This window comes from Streptomyces sp. NPDC093111, assembly GCF_040683955.1.
Taxonomy (GTDB): domain Bacteria; phylum Actinomycetota; class Actinomycetes; order Streptomycetales; family Streptomycetaceae; genus Streptomyces.
Genome location: NZ_JBFBNW010000005.1, coordinates 331,782 through 344,831 on the forward strand (window position 1 = coordinate 331,782; position 13,050 = coordinate 344,831).

The 13,050-nt window shown below is 73.6% G+C and carries 16 protein-coding genes; 9 read left to right on the forward strand and 7 right to left on the reverse strand.

The window, feature by feature from the left end:
• Nucleotides 1–13: 13 nt before the first annotated feature.
• Genes AB0Q96_RS10875 through AB0Q96_RS10900 form a run of 6 tightly spaced genes read left to right on the forward strand, consistent with a single transcriptional unit; the run spans nucleotide 14 to nucleotide 4,941 of the window.
• A complete protein-coding gene (locus AB0Q96_RS10875) occupies nucleotides 14–1,006 on the forward strand; it encodes an NrtA/SsuA/CpmA family ABC transporter substrate-binding protein (protein WP_365323854.1) in 993 nt (330 codons plus the stop codon).
• On the forward strand, nucleotides 1,003–1,884 hold the full coding sequence (locus AB0Q96_RS10880) for an ABC transporter permease (RefSeq protein ID WP_365323855.1): 882 nt from the start codon (nucleotides 1,003–1,005) through the stop codon (nucleotides 1,882–1,884). The genes AB0Q96_RS10875 and AB0Q96_RS10880 overlap by 4 nt, the downstream gene beginning before the upstream one ends.
• Entirely contained in the window at nucleotides 1,881–2,645 is a 765-nt protein-coding gene (locus tag AB0Q96_RS10885) for an ABC transporter ATP-binding protein (RefSeq protein WP_365323856.1), read from the forward strand. Before AB0Q96_RS10880 ends, AB0Q96_RS10885 begins: the two co-directional genes overlap by 4 nt.
• 29 nt (nucleotides 2,646–2,674) lie before the next feature.
• Entirely contained in the window at nucleotides 2,675–3,547 is an 873-nt protein-coding gene (locus AB0Q96_RS10890; RefSeq protein WP_365323857.1) for an ABC transporter substrate-binding protein, read from the forward strand.
• Nucleotides 3,544–4,629, forward strand: a complete 1,086-nt coding sequence (locus tag AB0Q96_RS10895) for an LLM class flavin-dependent oxidoreductase (RefSeq protein ID WP_365323858.1) — start codon at nucleotides 3,544–3,546, stop codon at nucleotides 4,627–4,629. The genes AB0Q96_RS10890 and AB0Q96_RS10895 overlap by 4 nt, the downstream gene beginning before the upstream one ends.
• 45 nt (nucleotides 4,630–4,674) lie before the next feature.
• A complete protein-coding gene (locus AB0Q96_RS10900; protein WP_365323860.1) occupies nucleotides 4,675–4,941 on the forward strand; it encodes a WhiB family transcriptional regulator in 267 nt (88 codons plus the stop codon).
• Nucleotides 4,942–4,967: 26 nt separating this feature from the next.
• Here AB0Q96_RS10900 and AB0Q96_RS10905 read toward each other — a convergent pair whose 3' ends face one another.
• The 3 genes from AB0Q96_RS10905 to AB0Q96_RS10915 form a co-directional block, all read right to left on the reverse strand.
• Nucleotides 4,968–5,942, reverse strand: coding sequence for an acyl-ACP desaturase (locus AB0Q96_RS10905; RefSeq protein ID WP_365323862.1), 975 nt, complete (start codon nucleotides 5,940–5,942; stop codon nucleotides 4,968–4,970).
• Nucleotides 5,943–6,148: 206 nt separating this feature from the next.
• On the reverse strand, nucleotides 6,149–6,367 hold the full coding sequence (locus AB0Q96_RS10910; RefSeq protein WP_365323864.1) for a hypothetical protein: 219 nt from the start codon (nucleotides 6,365–6,367) through the stop codon (nucleotides 6,149–6,151).
• Between the two features lie 13 nt (nucleotides 6,368–6,380).
• Nucleotides 6,381–7,232 carry a helix-turn-helix transcriptional regulator gene (locus AB0Q96_RS10915; RefSeq protein ID WP_365323866.1) on the reverse strand — a complete coding sequence of 284 codons (852 nt, stop codon included), beginning with the start codon at nucleotides 7,230–7,232 and terminating at the stop codon, nucleotides 6,381–6,383.
• Nucleotides 7,233–7,426: 194 nt separating this feature from the next.
• Here AB0Q96_RS10915 and AB0Q96_RS10920 point away from each other — a divergent pair, with 194 nt between their 5' ends.
• Entirely contained in the window at nucleotides 7,427–7,888 is a 462-nt protein-coding gene (locus tag AB0Q96_RS10920) for an ATP-binding protein (RefSeq protein ID WP_365323868.1), read from the forward strand.
• Here AB0Q96_RS10920 and AB0Q96_RS10925 read toward each other — a convergent pair.
• The 3 genes from AB0Q96_RS10925 to AB0Q96_RS10935 form a co-directional block, all read right to left on the reverse strand.
• The gene (locus AB0Q96_RS10925; protein WP_365323870.1) at nucleotides 7,874–9,517 is read right to left on the reverse strand and encodes an ABC-F family ATP-binding cassette domain-containing protein; all 1,644 of its coding nucleotides are present in this window, start codon (nucleotides 9,515–9,517) and stop codon (nucleotides 7,874–7,876) included. The two genes, AB0Q96_RS10920 and AB0Q96_RS10925, sit on opposite strands and share 15 nt — an antisense overlap.
• A gap of 287 nt (nucleotides 9,518–9,804) precedes the next feature.
• The gene (locus AB0Q96_RS10930) at nucleotides 9,805–10,221 is read right to left on the reverse strand and encodes an SsgA family sporulation/cell division regulator (protein ID WP_365323872.1); all 417 of its coding nucleotides are present in this window, start codon (nucleotides 10,219–10,221) and stop codon (nucleotides 9,805–9,807) included.
• Between the two features lie 140 nt (nucleotides 10,222–10,361).
• Nucleotides 10,362–10,826: a (4Fe-4S)-binding protein gene (locus AB0Q96_RS10935; protein WP_365323873.1), complete on the reverse strand. Its 465-nt coding sequence runs from the start codon at nucleotides 10,824–10,826 to the stop codon at nucleotides 10,362–10,364.
• 74 nt (nucleotides 10,827–10,900) lie between these two features.
• Here AB0Q96_RS10935 and AB0Q96_RS10940 point away from each other — a divergent pair, with 74 nt between their 5' ends.
• Complete coding sequence (locus AB0Q96_RS10940; protein ID WP_365323875.1) at nucleotides 10,901–11,977, forward strand: oxidoreductase; 1,077 nt, start codon at nucleotides 10,901–10,903, stop codon at nucleotides 11,975–11,977.
• A gap of 7 nt (nucleotides 11,978–11,984) precedes the next feature.
• Here AB0Q96_RS10940 and AB0Q96_RS10945 read toward each other — a convergent pair whose 3' ends face one another.
• Complete coding sequence (locus tag AB0Q96_RS10945) at nucleotides 11,985–12,287, reverse strand: YciI family protein (RefSeq protein ID WP_365323877.1); 303 nt, start codon at nucleotides 12,285–12,287, stop codon at nucleotides 11,985–11,987.
• A 53-nt stretch (nucleotides 12,288–12,340) separates the two neighbouring features.
• On the opposite strand from AB0Q96_RS10945, the gene AB0Q96_RS10950 reads away from it, so the two are divergent.
• Entirely contained in the window at nucleotides 12,341–13,036 is a 696-nt protein-coding gene (locus AB0Q96_RS10950; protein WP_365323879.1) for an endonuclease V, read from the forward strand.
• The last annotated feature ends 14 nt before the right edge of the window (nucleotides 13,037–13,050 follow it).

Below are 13,050 nucleotides of genomic sequence, written 5' to 3' on the forward strand. Positions count from 1 at the left end.
AAGGACCTCCGCCATGCGCCCGCTCCGCGTCCTCGCCGCTCTCGCGGCCCTCGCCGCCCTCCCCGCGCTCGCCGCCTGCGGCGGCTCCACCGCGGACGCCGCCGGGAAGGGCACCGTCACCGTCCGCATCCCCGACCCCGGCAACTCCGGAGTGCTGGCCCGGGGGAAGAAGGACGGCAGCCTCGACAAGGCGCTCGCCAAGGTGAACGCCAAGGTCGCCTGGACCGGCAGCGCCGGGCCCTTCGCACCGGCCGCGCAGGCCATGAACGCGGACCAGCTCGACATCGCCACCGGCTCCATCACCTCCGGTATCACCTCGCTCGCCCAGAGCCCCGGCTTCGTGTTCTTCACCGCCACCGACCCGGACCCCGTCGGCGAGGGCATCCTCGTCCGTGAGGGCTCCGGCATCGACTCGGTCGCCGACCTCGTCGGCCGGAAGGTCGCCGTCAACAAGGGCGGTACCGGCGAGTACCTGCTGCTCAAGGCCCTCGCCACGGCGGGCGTCCCGGCCGAGAAGGTCGAGCGCGTCTATCTCCGGCCCGACCAGACCGCCGCCGTCCTCAACGCGGGGCAGGTCGACGCCTGGGCCGTCTGGTCCACCTACGCGGTCGCCGAGATCGGCGGCGGCAAGGCCCGTTTCGTCGCCGACGGCGCCGCGATCGGTTCTGACAACTACAGCCTCAACGCGGTCCGCAAGGGCTTCGCCGACGCCCACCCGGAGATCGTCCGGGCGCTGTACGGCTACCTCCACGAGGAGAGCGCCAAGGAGCGTCGGGACCCGGCCGCCTACCTCAACGTCTTCACCGACGCGGGGCCGACCGCCGTCACCGGCCGGGCCCGTGAGGTCCAGCTCGGCTTCACCGCCAAGGGCGGCACCGTCGACCCCATCGGCCCCGAGGACGTGAAGCGCTTCGAGGAGGTCGCCCGGTTCTACGCCGAGCGGAAGGTGACCCCCGGCAGGGTCGACATCGCGGCCCACCTCCTCGACGTCGAGAAGCTCTCGTGACCCCGGCCCCCGAAGCAGGTACGCCCGCACCCGCCTCCGATGCCCGTGCCCCGGAGCCGTCCCCGCTCGTCCTGCCGCGCCCTCCCGCGCGCCGCGCCCGTTCCCGTACGTACACCCTCGTCGTGCGCGCCCTCGGCCCGGTCGGACTGCTCGTCCTGTGGTGGGCGGCCTCCACGACCGGAGCGCTGACCCCCGACGTACTCGCCTCGCCCGCCCAGGTCCTGGACGCCGTCGGGGAGCTGTGGGGCAACGGGCAGCTGCCCGACGCGCTCGCCACCTCGCTCACCCGGTCCGGGATCGGCCTGGTGATCGGGCTCGTGACCGGACTGACCCTGGGGGTCGTCACGGGCTTCACCCGGCTCGGCGACGAACTGCTCGACTCCTCCCTCCAGACCCTGCGGACCATCCCCTTCCTCTCCCTCGTCCCGCTCTTCATGGTCTGGTTCGGGATCAACGAGACCGCGAAGATCCTGCTCATCGCGGTCGCCACCACCTTCCCCATGTACGTCTCCACGGCCGGCGGCGTCCGGGACACCGACCGCCGGCTCGTCGAGGCGATGCGCGCCTTCGGGCTCGGCCGGCTCGCGATCGTGCGGCAGGTCGTCCTGCCCGGCGCGCTGCCCTCGCTCCTCGCCGGGCTGCGGCTCTCGATGACCCTCAGCGTCATCGCGCTCATCGCCGCCGAGGAGATCAACGCCACCGAAGGGATCGGCTATCTGATGGCCCAGGCGCAGAGCTACGCCCGCACCGACGTCCTCGCCGTCTGCATCCTCGTCTACGGGCTGCTCGGCCTCACCGCCGACGTGCTCGTGCGCGGTCTGGAGCGGGTCCTCATGCCCTGGCGCACGGCCGGTCCGGGCGGCGGAGGTGCCCGATGACCGACGCCGTACGCGTACGGGGCCTGCGCCGGGTCTTCGGCGACCGGGCCGTCCTCGACGGACTCGCCCTGAGTATCCGGCGCGGCGAGTTCGTCGCACTCCTCGGGGCGAGCGGCAGCGGGAAGACCACCCTGCTGCGGATCCTCGGCGCCCTCGACGGCGCCGACGGGGGAGAGGCCCTGGTCCCCGCGGTCCGCACCCTCGTCTTCCAGGAGCCCCGGCTCATCCCCTCCAAGAAGGTCCTCGCCAACGTCACCATCGGCCTCCCGCGCGGCGCGCACACCCGGGCCACCGGGCTGCGGGCGCTCGCCGAGGTCGGTCTCGAGCGCCACGCGGACGCCTGGCCCGCCACTCTCTCCGGCGGCGAGGCCCAGCGCGCCGCGCTCGCCCGCGCCCTCGTCCGCGAGCCCGAACTCCTGCTGCTCGACGAACCGTTCGCCGCGCTGGACGCGCTGACCCGGCTGCGGATGCAGGACCTCGTCGGCGAGCTGTGCCGGATCCACCGCCCGGCCGTGCTGCTCGTCACCCACGACGTCGACGAGGCCATCCGGCTCGCCGACCGGGTGGCGGTGCTGCGCGACGGCCGGCTGATCACCGACGAACCCGTCGCCGTCGACCGGCCCCGCGACCCCGGCGACCCCGCCTTCACCGCCCTGCGCCGCCGCCTCCTCGCGGACCTCGGCGTACACAGCCCGGAACCGGAACCGGCACCGGCCGGCCCGGCACCGGTCCGCACCCCGCTCGCCCCCCTCGTCCCCTGACCCCCAGCCCCCGGAACGGAGCTCCCGGCATGACCGTCACCATCGGCGTCCACAGCAGCAACCCCACCCTCTTCCACCTTTCCCGGCTCGGCTACGCCGAGGAGGAGCTGGCGGCCCTCGGCGAGACCGTGGCCTGGCACGCGTACACCGACGGTGTCCGTACCGGCGCCCATCTCGCCGACGGCACCATCGACTTCGGCGGCACCGGCTCCACCCCGCCGGTCACCGCTCAGGCCGAGGGCCACGACATCGTCTACACCGCCGTCTCCGCGCCCCGGCCCGGCCACGGCGCCCTCCTGGTCACCGAGGACGGGCCCGTCCGCACCGTCGCGGACCTGGCGGGCGGCACCGTCCACCTCGCCGTCGGCTCCTGGCAGACCCACCTGGTGGCCAAGGCGCTGGACGACGCCGGCCTCTCGTACGCCACCGACATCACCGCCGTGCGCTCCGGCGACGGCAGCGAGGACCTGCTCCGCTCCGGCGCGATCACCGCCTGGGTCGCCCAGGGCGACCGGCTCGCCGCGGCCCGCCGCACCGGAGGCCTGCGCGTCCTGATCCCCACCGGCGAGGTCATCTCCGACCGCTCGGTCTTCTTCACCCGCCGCGACCTGGCCGAGCGGCGCCCCGAGCTCGTGGCGGCGCTGACCCGGGCGCTGCGGCGCGCCGACGCGTGGGTCGCGGACCGTCCGCGCGAGGCCGCCGAGGTCACCGCGGCCGCGCTCGGGGGTTCCGCCGACGACTGGGAGACCGCGCTGCGGGCCCTGCCCTGGACGATCGAGGAGGTGTCGGAGGAGTTCCTGGCCGAGCAGCAGCGGGCCGCCGACATCTTCCACCGCACCGGCTTCACCGGTCGCCCCGTCACCGTCGCCGACGCCCTGCCCCGAGAGGCCCACCGCGCATGAGTCCGCACACCGCACCCGAAGTCCTCTGGTACGTCATCCCGCGCGAGGGCGCCTACCCCTGGGAACCCGAGGGGCGGCGCCCGGTCGACCTCGGCTACCTCCAGCACCTGGCCGCCTCGGTCGAGCGGCTCGGCTTCAGCGGCGCGCTGCTCGCCACCGACCTGCACGACGTGTGGCCGCTCGGCAGCGCGCTCGCCACGGCGACCGGCCCCGGCTTCCGGCCGCTGCTGGCGGTCCACCCCGGGCTGATCTCGCCGACCCTGCTCGCCAAGATGGCGCTGACCTTCGACCACCTCTTCGGCGGCCGGCTGCGCTTCAACGTCGTCAACGGCTCGACCAGGGCGCTGCAGGAGTACGGGCTGCACGTCGGCCACGACGAGCGGTACGCGCTGAGCGCCGAGTACTGGTCGATCGTGAAGCGGCTCACCGCGGGCGAGGTCTTCGACCACAAGGGACGCTTCTACGAGCTGAAGGACGCCGGGGCCTCGCTGCGCGACCTCCGGCCGGTCCAGTCCCCGCACGTGCCGCTCTGGTTCGGCGGCTCCTCGGCGGCGGGCATCGAGATGGCCGCCGAGCACGTGGACGTGTACCTCACCTGGGGCGAGCCGCCGCACCTGTTGAAGGAGAAGCTGGACCACGTCCGCGCCCGCGCCGCCGCGTACGGCCGCACGCTGCGGATCGGTCTGCGGCTCCACGTGATCGTCCGCGACACGGAGCAGGAGGCGTGGGCGGCGGCGGACCGGCTCCTGGACGTCACCAGCGAGGCGACCTACGCACGGCAGCTCGGTGAGCGCGTGGGCGAGGACGGGGTGGGCTGGCAGCGCCAGTTCCGGCAGCACGGCGGGCGCGTCCCGGCGCGGGCCCGGGAACTGGAGACCCATCCGAACCTGTGGCCGGGCATGAGCCTGTTCCGCCCGGGGCCCGGCACCGCCCTGGTCGGGGCCGCGGAGCAGATCGTCGAGCGATTGCGCGAATACCAGGCGCTCGGAGTGGACACCTTCATCCTGTCGGGCAATCCGCTGCTCGAAGAGGCCTACCGGGTCGCCGAAACGGTGCTGCCCGCGCTCGGCGCGCCGCGTTGATCGGACGTTGATGGCCCGTTTAGGCGGCCGCGCGAGTCTCTTCCCATGCAGACCGACACGATGCTCTTCGCCCCGCAGACGCTCGGGGCACCGGACCTCTCCTGGCAGGAGGACGCCCTGTGCGCCCAGGCGGGGCCGGAGTTCTTCTTCCCGGCGCCCGGCTCCTCGACCCGCGAGGCCAAGCAGCTGTGCGGGGCGTGCCCGGGACGCGCGGCGTGCCTGGAGTACGCGCTGACGCACGACGAGCGCTTCGGCGTGTGGGGCGGGCTCTCGGAGAAGGAGCGGATCACCCTCAAGCGGCGCCGGGGCTGATCGCCGCCGGCGCCTCGCGGGTGGGCTCAGCCCGCCGCGCGGGCCGCCATGCGCGCCTTGCGCGCCGCGAGCCGCTCGTCGAACTTGGCCGCCTCGCTGTCCAGGCCGTTCATGTAGAGGCCGAGCTCCTCCTGGGCCCGCAGCCCGTCGGGGCCGAGGCCGTCGATCTGGAGGACCTTGAGGAAGCGCAGCACCGGCTGCAGCACGTCGTCGTGGTGGATGCGCAGGTTGTAGATCTCGCCGATCGCCATCTGGGCGGCGGCGCGCTCGAAGCCGGGCATGCCGTGACCGGGCATGCGGAAGCCGACGACGACGTCCCGCACGGCCTGCATGGTGAGGTCGGGGGCGATCTCGAAGGCCGCGCCCAGCAGGTTGCGGTAGAAGACCATGTGCAGGTTCTCGTCGAGCGCGATGCGGGCCAGCATCCGGTCGCAGACGGGGTCGCCGGACTGGTGGCCGGTGTTGCGGTGCGAGATGCGGGTGGCGAGCTCCTGGAAGGCCACGTACGCGACCGAGTGCAGCATCGAGTGCCGGTTGTCCGACTCGAAGCCCTCGCTCATGTGCGCCATGCGGAAGCGCTCCAGCTCGTCCGGGTCGACCGCCCGCGAGGCCAGCAGGTAGTCGCGCATCACGATGCCGTGCCGGCCCTCCTCCGCGGTCCAGCGGTGCACCCAGGTGCCCCAGGCGCCGTCGCGGCCGAAGAGGCTGGCGATCTCGTGGTGGTAGCTCGGCAGGTTGTCCTCGGTGAGCAGGTTCACCACGAGGGCGATCCGGCCGATGTCCGTGACCTTGGACTGCGAGCGGTCCCACTCCTCGCCGTCCTCGAAGAAGGCCGGGAAGTTCCGGGCGTCGGACCACGGCACGTAGTCGTGCGGCATCCAGTCCTTGGTGACCTTCAGGTGCCGGTTGAGCTCCTGCTCCACGACCTCTTCCAGGGCGAACAGGAGCCGCGCGTCGGTCCACTCCGCGGAGCTGCCGAGGTGGGGAGAGGTGAGCGTCACGGGAACTCCTGGGGACGGAGAGGGGGCATACGGAACTACCTACGGACTCGTAGGTTACGAGACCGTAGGTTAAAGCCCTCATAAGGGGGTGGCCAAGCCCGTACCGGAGACGACCGGTCACGTTCCGTCATGCCCCCAGCTCCCGCGTGTCGCGGGAGACCCAGGTCACGGGATTCCGGGCCCGCCGCCGACCCCGGCGCGGCTACTCAGAGCAGATGATCGGCGGCGCCGGCCTTCACGGCCGAGATCAGCGCCCGCAGCGCCTCGACCGAATCGCTGACGTACGCGTCGGGGGCGAGGGTGGAGCCGATGTAGGCGCGGCCGGAGTCGTCCAGGCCGAAGCGGAAGCAGTTGGCGCCCTCGCTGCAGAAGGCCTGGTTCCAGGCGATCTCCCGGACGGCGGCGGGGTGGTCGGTTTGGTTCATGGCGGAGGGTCCTTCAGAGGTCCTGGGCGATGGCGCGGATGAAGTCGCGGGAGGCGGACGGGGACAGTGCCAGTCCGCTCAGCCGATCCAACAGGCCGCGATAGCGCCGCAGTTGCATGTCGGTGTCGAGAAGTATGGAGCCGTGCGAGGAGTCGAGCTGCACCGTGTCGAGCTGCGACACCGGTGCGGACACACAGGTGAACGACTGACCCGCCCCGGGGAAACCCCCGGCGGTGAACGGGATGACCCGCACGGAGATGGTGTCCCGCTCGGAGCGCTCCAGGATGTACTCCAGCTGCGCCCTCGCGACCTTCGGGCCGCCGAACTGCATGCGCAGCGCGGCCTCGTGGATCACCGCCCCGTACAGCGTCGGCCGGTCCCGGTCGAGCACTTCCTGGCGTCGCAGCCGCAGGTCCACCCGGGCCTCCAGGTCGGGCCCGGGCAGCGGCGGGTCGGCGGTGTCGAAGACGGCCCGGGCGTGCTCCTCGGTCTGCAGCAGGCCGGGGAGGTGCGTCGTGACGGCCGTGTGCAACTCCGAGGCGTGGAACTCCAGTTCGGCGATGTCGATCAGCCCCGGCGGCAGCAGCCCCCGGTGCTGCTCCCACCAGCCGCGGTCGCGTTCCTGGGTCATGGCGGCGAGCAGGTCGACGAGGCGGGTGTCGGGGCAGCCGTAGTTGAAGGCGAGCGTGCGCAACCGCTCGGCGCTGATGCCGAAGCGCCCCGACTCGATGTTGGGGATGCGGGTGCGGTCGACGCCCAGGAGGGCGGCGGCCTGCTGGACCGACATGCCCGACTGCTCGCGCAGTTTGCGCAACTCGTGTCCGAGTCGCTGCTGGCGCGCGGTCGGGGTGCTCCTTGGCGGCACGCTCGTTCTCCCCTTCGGTTCCGGGCTCGCGGTCCGGAGAAAATGCCCGGTTCGGCACAAGTGCGAGTGTCTACTGCCAAGTAGTAGCACCGTGCTCCGGTTCTAGGCTACGGTCGGTAGCGCAAGTCTCACACGGGGCAATCGTGTTCGACGTGTGAGCACCCCCACACGCACAGGAAATGTGAGCAAAACCGATGAAGGGCGCACTGCGTTGCCTCCCGTCCGCCGTCGCGGCCGGCCCCATACCCCCCGCCACCGAGAACCTCAGCTACTCGATGCTCCTCCCCGGGGGCGCCTACTGCGCGGGACTGGCCCGCGACTCCATCCGCACCCTGGTCGACCGCCACGGCCTCACCGAACTCACCGAGACCGCGGTCCTCGCCGCCTCCGAACTCGTCTCCGCCGCCTACCGCTTCACACCGGACCGCGAGATGGTCCTGCGGGTGCGCTGGCAGTTCGACGCGCTGCGGATCGTCCTCTACGACCAGCATCCGGCCCACACCGAGCCGGACGAGGCCGACGCGTGCCGCGACCGCCGCAGTCGCAGCATGTGGCTGCTGACCGCGGCGGTCGAGGCGCACGGCGGGGACTGGGGGCTCGCCCCCGTCCTCACCCCGGGCGGCGGCACCAAGTCCTGGGCGTTACTCCACCGTTAGCAGCCCCTCCCGCACCGCCTCGGCCGACGTGGGCCGCAGCTCGCCGTCGAGCTCCAGCCAGCGGGTGATCCCCAGCGACTCCAGGAACGGCACGTCGTGACTCACCACGACCAGCGCCCCCTCGTACGCGTCGAGCGCGGCCGTCAGGCTCCGTACCGACGCCAGGTCCAGATTGTTGGTCGGCTCGTCGAGCAACAGCAGCTGCGGCGCCGGCTCGGCGAGCAGCAGCGCCGCCAGCGTCGCGCGGAACCGCTCCCCGCCGGACAGCGTTCCCACCGGCCGATCGGCCCGGGCGCCCCGGAAGAGGAACCGGGCCAGCCGCGCCCTGATCGCCTGGGGCGTCGCGCCCGGCGCCAGCCGGGCCACGTTCTCCACCACGCTCAGCCCGTCGTCCAGCACATCGAGCCGCTGCGGAAGGAAGCGCAGCGGAACCCGCGCCACCGCCTCGCCCGCGACCGGAGCGAGCCCGCCCGCGAGCGTCCGCAGCAGGGTCGTCTTGCCGGCCCCGTTCCGGCCGACCAGCGCCACCCGCTCCGGACCCCGCAGCTCGAACTCCCCGGCGACCCGTGCCCCGTACCGCAGCTCCAGATCGCGCAGCAGCAGCACCTCCCGGCCCAGCGGGACCGTCGTGTACGGCAGCTCGATCCGGATCTCGTCGTCGTCCCGCACCGCCTCCACCGCCGCGCCGAGCCGCGAGCGCGCCTCGGCGAGCCGGTCCGCGTGCAGCCTGCGGTGCTTGCCCGCCGACACCTCGGCCTGCGCCTTGCGGGTGTTCGCCACGACCTTCGGCACGACCTTGTTCTCCGCGCTCTTCTGCGCGTAGCGCTTGCGCCGGGCCAACTTGGCCTGCGCGTCCGACAGTTCCCGCTTCTGCCGTTGGACATCGGCCTCGGCGACCCGGACCATGCGCTCGGCCGCCTCCTGTTCGGCGGCGAGCGCCGCCCGGTAGTCCGACCAGGCGCCGCCGTACCAGGCGACCTCGCCGTCCCGCAGGTCGGCGATCTGGTCCACCCGCTCCAGGAGATCGCGGTCGTGGCTCACCACGATCAGCACTCCGGGCCAGGCGTCCACCGCCTCGTACAGCCTGCGGCGGGCGAAGAGGTCCAGGTTGTTGGTCGGCTCGTCGAGCAGCAGCACCTCGGGTCCGGCGAGCTGGAGCGCGGCCAGCCGGAGCAGGACCGACTCGCCGCCCGAGACCTCGCCGATCGTGCGGTCGAGCCCGACGTGCCCGAGACCGAGCCGGTCGAGCACGGCGCGGGCCCGCTCCTCGACGTCCCAGTCCTCGCCGACGGCCGCGAAGTGCTCGGCGGCCGTGTCGCCCGCCTCGATGGCGTGCAGCGCGGCCCGGGCGCGGTCGATGCCGAGGGCCCGGTCGACCCGCAGCCCGGTGTCGAGGACCAGGCCCTGCGGGAGGTACCCGACCTCGCCCGCGACCTGGACGGTGCCGGACGTCGGGGCGAGCTCGCCGGCGATCAGCTTGAGCAGGGTGGACTTCCCCGAACCGTTCAGGCCGACCAGGCCGGTCCGGCCGGCCCCCACGGCGAGCCGGAAGTCGTCGAGGACCCGGGTCCCGTCGGGCCAGGAGAAGGAGAGCGACGTGCAGGTGACGAAGGTGGGGCGGGGCGCCATGAGAGCCTCCCGGTGGCAGGGGCGTGGATGAGGACTACGCGGGAGACACCGGGGCGCGGGCGGGAGAGGAAGAGCGGAGCAGCGCTCGTACGCCGAGGTCGAGGACGGCACACGCGGCGGCGGGGCGGCACGCGCGGCACGGTGTCTCGCAACCTCAGACGAGCAACGGCCTTCTCCGATCGGGCGACGAACAGGGTGAGCAACAAGGCGGCGGACAAGGCCGCGTCAGGACGGTACGCAGCGGCCGGCGAGGACCGCAATCGAATAACGGCCCACCTCGCGCGGTCCTACGGGCGCTCCTCCAGGAGCTGGGTGAGGTTCCCGTCCCAGTCGAGGTACCGGTGCTCACGTCCCGGCGGCACCAGGACCTGCGAGGCCTTCAGGAAGCGGCGCAGCTCGGACGTGCGCAGGTGCACCATGGCGACGCCCTCGGGCGCGTGGAACTCCACCACGGTCCGGTCGTAGCCGTAGGGCCGCAGCCGTACGTCCCCGAGGCCCGCGGGCTCCTCGACCCCCTGCGCGAGCAGCTCGCGCGCGAAGGCCCAGGACACCTCCACGCCCTCCAGGGTCGCGGGCGGCGGGAAGGCCATGCGGACCGCGAACGGGTCCTCACGGTCGTACCGGAGGGTGGCGGACACGGTCTCCATCCGTGGGACGGACGCGACCAGCCGGGCCTGGACGGCCTGCTCGATGACGGTGGACAAGGCCAGCCTCCTGTTGCGCGGCTACGTTCTCCTGGTCTCCTTTGACACAAGAAGAGACGAACCGCGGGGCCGGATCGTGCACCGCGGGGGTACGTGAGCTGTGTCACCGCCGCGCCCGGAGGCCCCTGAAGGGCCTGTTCCTAGGTCTTCTCCGCCGGTTCGAAGGGCTCGAACGCGCCGCCCGCGCACGGACCGGAGTGGTCGCAGTACGGCTGGTTGCCGGAGGCGCCGCAGCCGCACAGCACCGCACGGGTCTCGTGCCGCCCGCCGCCCTGGTCGTCGCGGAGCAGGAGGTCGCCGCGGACCACCAGCCGGCCGTCCGGCATGCGCCGCACGGTGGTGGGGACGTCCCCGGCCTCGGCCGGGCCGTCGGCCGGGCGGTACTGGAGCGCCCCGGACGGGCAGCGGCGGACGACCTCGGCGACCAGGCCGGCGGCGGCCTGGTCGGGCTGCACCCAGGGACGCTTGGCCAGGTCGAACACGCTCGGCAGGCCGTGCAGGCACTCGGCCGCGTGCAGACAGCGGCGCGGTTCGTACGTGACGGTGATGCCGCCGCCGTCGTACTCCTTGATCCTCGGCTCTTCCTCGGCCGTGGGTTCGGTCATGTGCCCAGCCTAGGAAGGGGCGGCGGGGTACGCACCCTGGACGGGATCTGCGGGGTGGGCTAGCTTCCGGCGCCATGACGTCCATGGGGAACACGAGACGAATGACAGCGGTGGGACTGGCGGGGGCGGCCCTGGCCATGGCCCTGGGGGCCCCGGCGCAGGCCGCGCCCGGCCACGAGCCCGCCGGGTGGCGGCTCACCCGCACCGACACCGACGCCCGCTTCCGCGGCCTCGCGGCGGTGGACCGCTCCACCGCCTGGGCGGCCGGCTCCCAGGGCACGGTGCTGCGCACCACCGACGGGGGCAGGAGCTGGCGGAACGTCTCCCCGACGGGGGCGGCCGAACTGGAGTTCCGCGACGTGGAGGCCTTCGACGCCCGCCGGGCCGTGGTCCTCGCGATCGGCGAGGGAGAGGCGTCCCGGGTGCTGCGCACGGAGGACGGCGGGGCGACCTGGACCGAGTCCTTCCGCAACACCGACCCGCGCGCCTTCTACGACTGCATGACCTTCTTCGACCGGCGGCACGGCCTGGCGATGAGCGACCCCGTCGACGGCAGGTACCGCATCCTGTCCACCGCCGACGGCGGCCGGTCCTGGCGGGTCCTGCCGAACGCGGGCATGCCGGCCGCGCTGCCCGGTGAGGCCGGGTTCGCGGCCAGCGGCCAGTGCCTGGTCTCCGCGGGGCCGAAGGACGTGTGGCTGGCGACCGGCGGCGGCGCCACCGGCCGGGTCCTGCACTCCGCGGACCGCGGTCTGACCTGGACCGCCACCGACACCACCGTCCCCGCAGGGGAGGGCGCCAAGGGCGTCTTCGGCCTCGCCTTCCGGGACCGCGCGCACGGCATCGCCGTCGGCGGCGACTACCGCAAGGACCAGCCCTCGCCGCGCGCCGCCGCCGTCACCGGTGACGGCGGCCGCGGCTGGACGGCGTCCGCCACCCCGCCGCCCGCCTACCGCTCCGGCGTCGCCTGGCTCCCGCGCCACAAGGCGGCGGCCCTCGCGGTCGGCCCCACCGGCACGGACCTCACCACGGACGGCGGCCGCACCTGGCGCACGGTCGACACCGGCTCGTACGACACCGTCGACTGCACCGCCGACGGAGCCTGCTGGGCCTCGGGGGAGAAGGGCAGGATCGCCCGCCTCGCCCGCTAGCGGGCCCTCACCCGGCGGGCAGCTCCTCGCGGAACGGGGCCAGTCCGGCGACCGTCTTGGTCGCGTAGAACTCGGTGATCCGGTACGCGCAGACGCCCCCGACGGTGAACGGGTCGGCCGCCGCGATCTTCTCGATCTCCGCGCGGTCGACCCCGGCGGCCAGGATCACGCCGCCGTCGCGCGGGTTCTTCCGCCCGGACGCGAGGAAGACCCCGGCGGCGTACTGCGCGTCGAGCCACTCGACGTGCGCGTCGAGGAGCGCGTCCACCTGCTCGACGGGCGCGGTGTAGGAGAGTTCCAGTACGAACATGAGTGCCAGGCTACGCGCCCGCGCGCGCCCGGCCGGCCGTAGGGTGCCGACTCATGACGATCATCGAGATTCCCGAGGGATGGCCCGCCGACGAGGCCGCGGCGCGCGCCGTGCAGGAGGACCTGCGCGGGCGGCTCGTGACGGCCGACGAGGGCCCCCGCCCCGGGACGGGGAACGTCACCGGCCTCGACGTCGCCTACGACGACGCGCGCGACCTGGTCGCCGCGGCCGCCGTCGTGCTCGACGGGCGCACCCTGGAGGTGGTGGAGGAGACCACCGCCGTCGGGCGGGTGTCCTTCCCCTATGTGCCGGGGCTGCTCGCCTTCCGCGAGATCCCGACCGTGCTCGCCGCCCTCGGGCGCCTCACCACCGACCCGGGGCTGCTCGTCTGCGACGGCTACGGCCTCGCCCACCCCCGCCGCTTCGGCCTCGCCAGTCACCTCGGCGTGGTCACGGGCCGGCCCTCGATCGGCGTCGCCAAGAACCCGTTCACCTTCACCTACGAGCAGCCCGGCACCGCCCGGGGCGCGGCCACCGACCTGATCGCCGAGGGCGAGACCGTCGGCCGCGCGCTGCGCACCCGCGCCGGGGTGAAGCCGGTCTTCGTCTCCGTCGGCCACCGGGTCTCGCTGGAGAGCGCCTGCGCCCACACGCTGCACCTCACCCCCCGGTTCCGGCTGCCCGAGACCACCCGCCACGCCGACTCCCTGTGCCGCCGGGCCCTCGCGGAGGCCCGCGCGGCGGAATGAGCACGAGGACCCCG

Excerpts from the sequence above, each read along its gene's own strand:
- AB0Q96_RS10875 (WP_365323854.1), top strand. The coding sequence starts at position 14 with ATGCGCCCGCTCCGCGTCCTCGCCGCTCTCGCGGCCCTCGCCGCCCTC.
- AB0Q96_RS10890 (WP_365323857.1), top strand. The coding sequence starts at position 2,675 with ATGACCGTCACCATCGGCGTCCACAGCAGCAACCCCACCCTCTTCCAC.
- AB0Q96_RS10910 (WP_365323864.1), bottom strand. The coding sequence starts at position 6,367 with ATGAACCAAACCGACCACCCCGCCGCCGTCCGGGAGATCGCCTGGAAC.
- AB0Q96_RS10945 (WP_365323877.1), bottom strand. The coding sequence starts at position 12,287 with ATGTTCGTACTGGAACTCTCCTACACCGCGCCCGTCGAGCAGGTGGAC.
- AB0Q96_RS10925 (WP_365323870.1), bottom strand. The coding sequence starts at position 9,517 with ATGGCGCCCCGCCCCACCTTCGTCACCTGCACGTCGCTCTCCTTCTCC.
- AB0Q96_RS10920 (WP_365323868.1), top strand. The coding sequence starts at position 7,427 with ATGAAGGGCGCACTGCGTTGCCTCCCGTCCGCCGTCGCGGCCGGCCCC.
- AB0Q96_RS10940 (WP_365323875.1), top strand. The coding sequence starts at position 10,901 with ATGACGTCCATGGGGAACACGAGACGAATGACAGCGGTGGGACTGGCG.
- AB0Q96_RS10900 (WP_365323860.1), top strand. The coding sequence starts at position 4,675 with ATGCAGACCGACACGATGCTCTTCGCCCCGCAGACGCTCGGGGCACCG.
- AB0Q96_RS10950 (WP_365323879.1), top strand. The coding sequence starts at position 12,341 with ATGACGATCATCGAGATTCCCGAGGGATGGCCCGCCGACGAGGCCGCG.
- AB0Q96_RS10935 (WP_365323873.1), bottom strand. The coding sequence starts at position 10,826 with ATGACCGAACCCACGGCCGAGGAAGAGCCGAGGATCAAGGAGTACGAC.
- AB0Q96_RS10885 (WP_365323856.1), top strand. The coding sequence starts at position 1,881 with ATGACCGACGCCGTACGCGTACGGGGCCTGCGCCGGGTCTTCGGCGAC.
- AB0Q96_RS10895 (WP_365323858.1), top strand. The coding sequence starts at position 3,544 with ATGAGTCCGCACACCGCACCCGAAGTCCTCTGGTACGTCATCCCGCGC.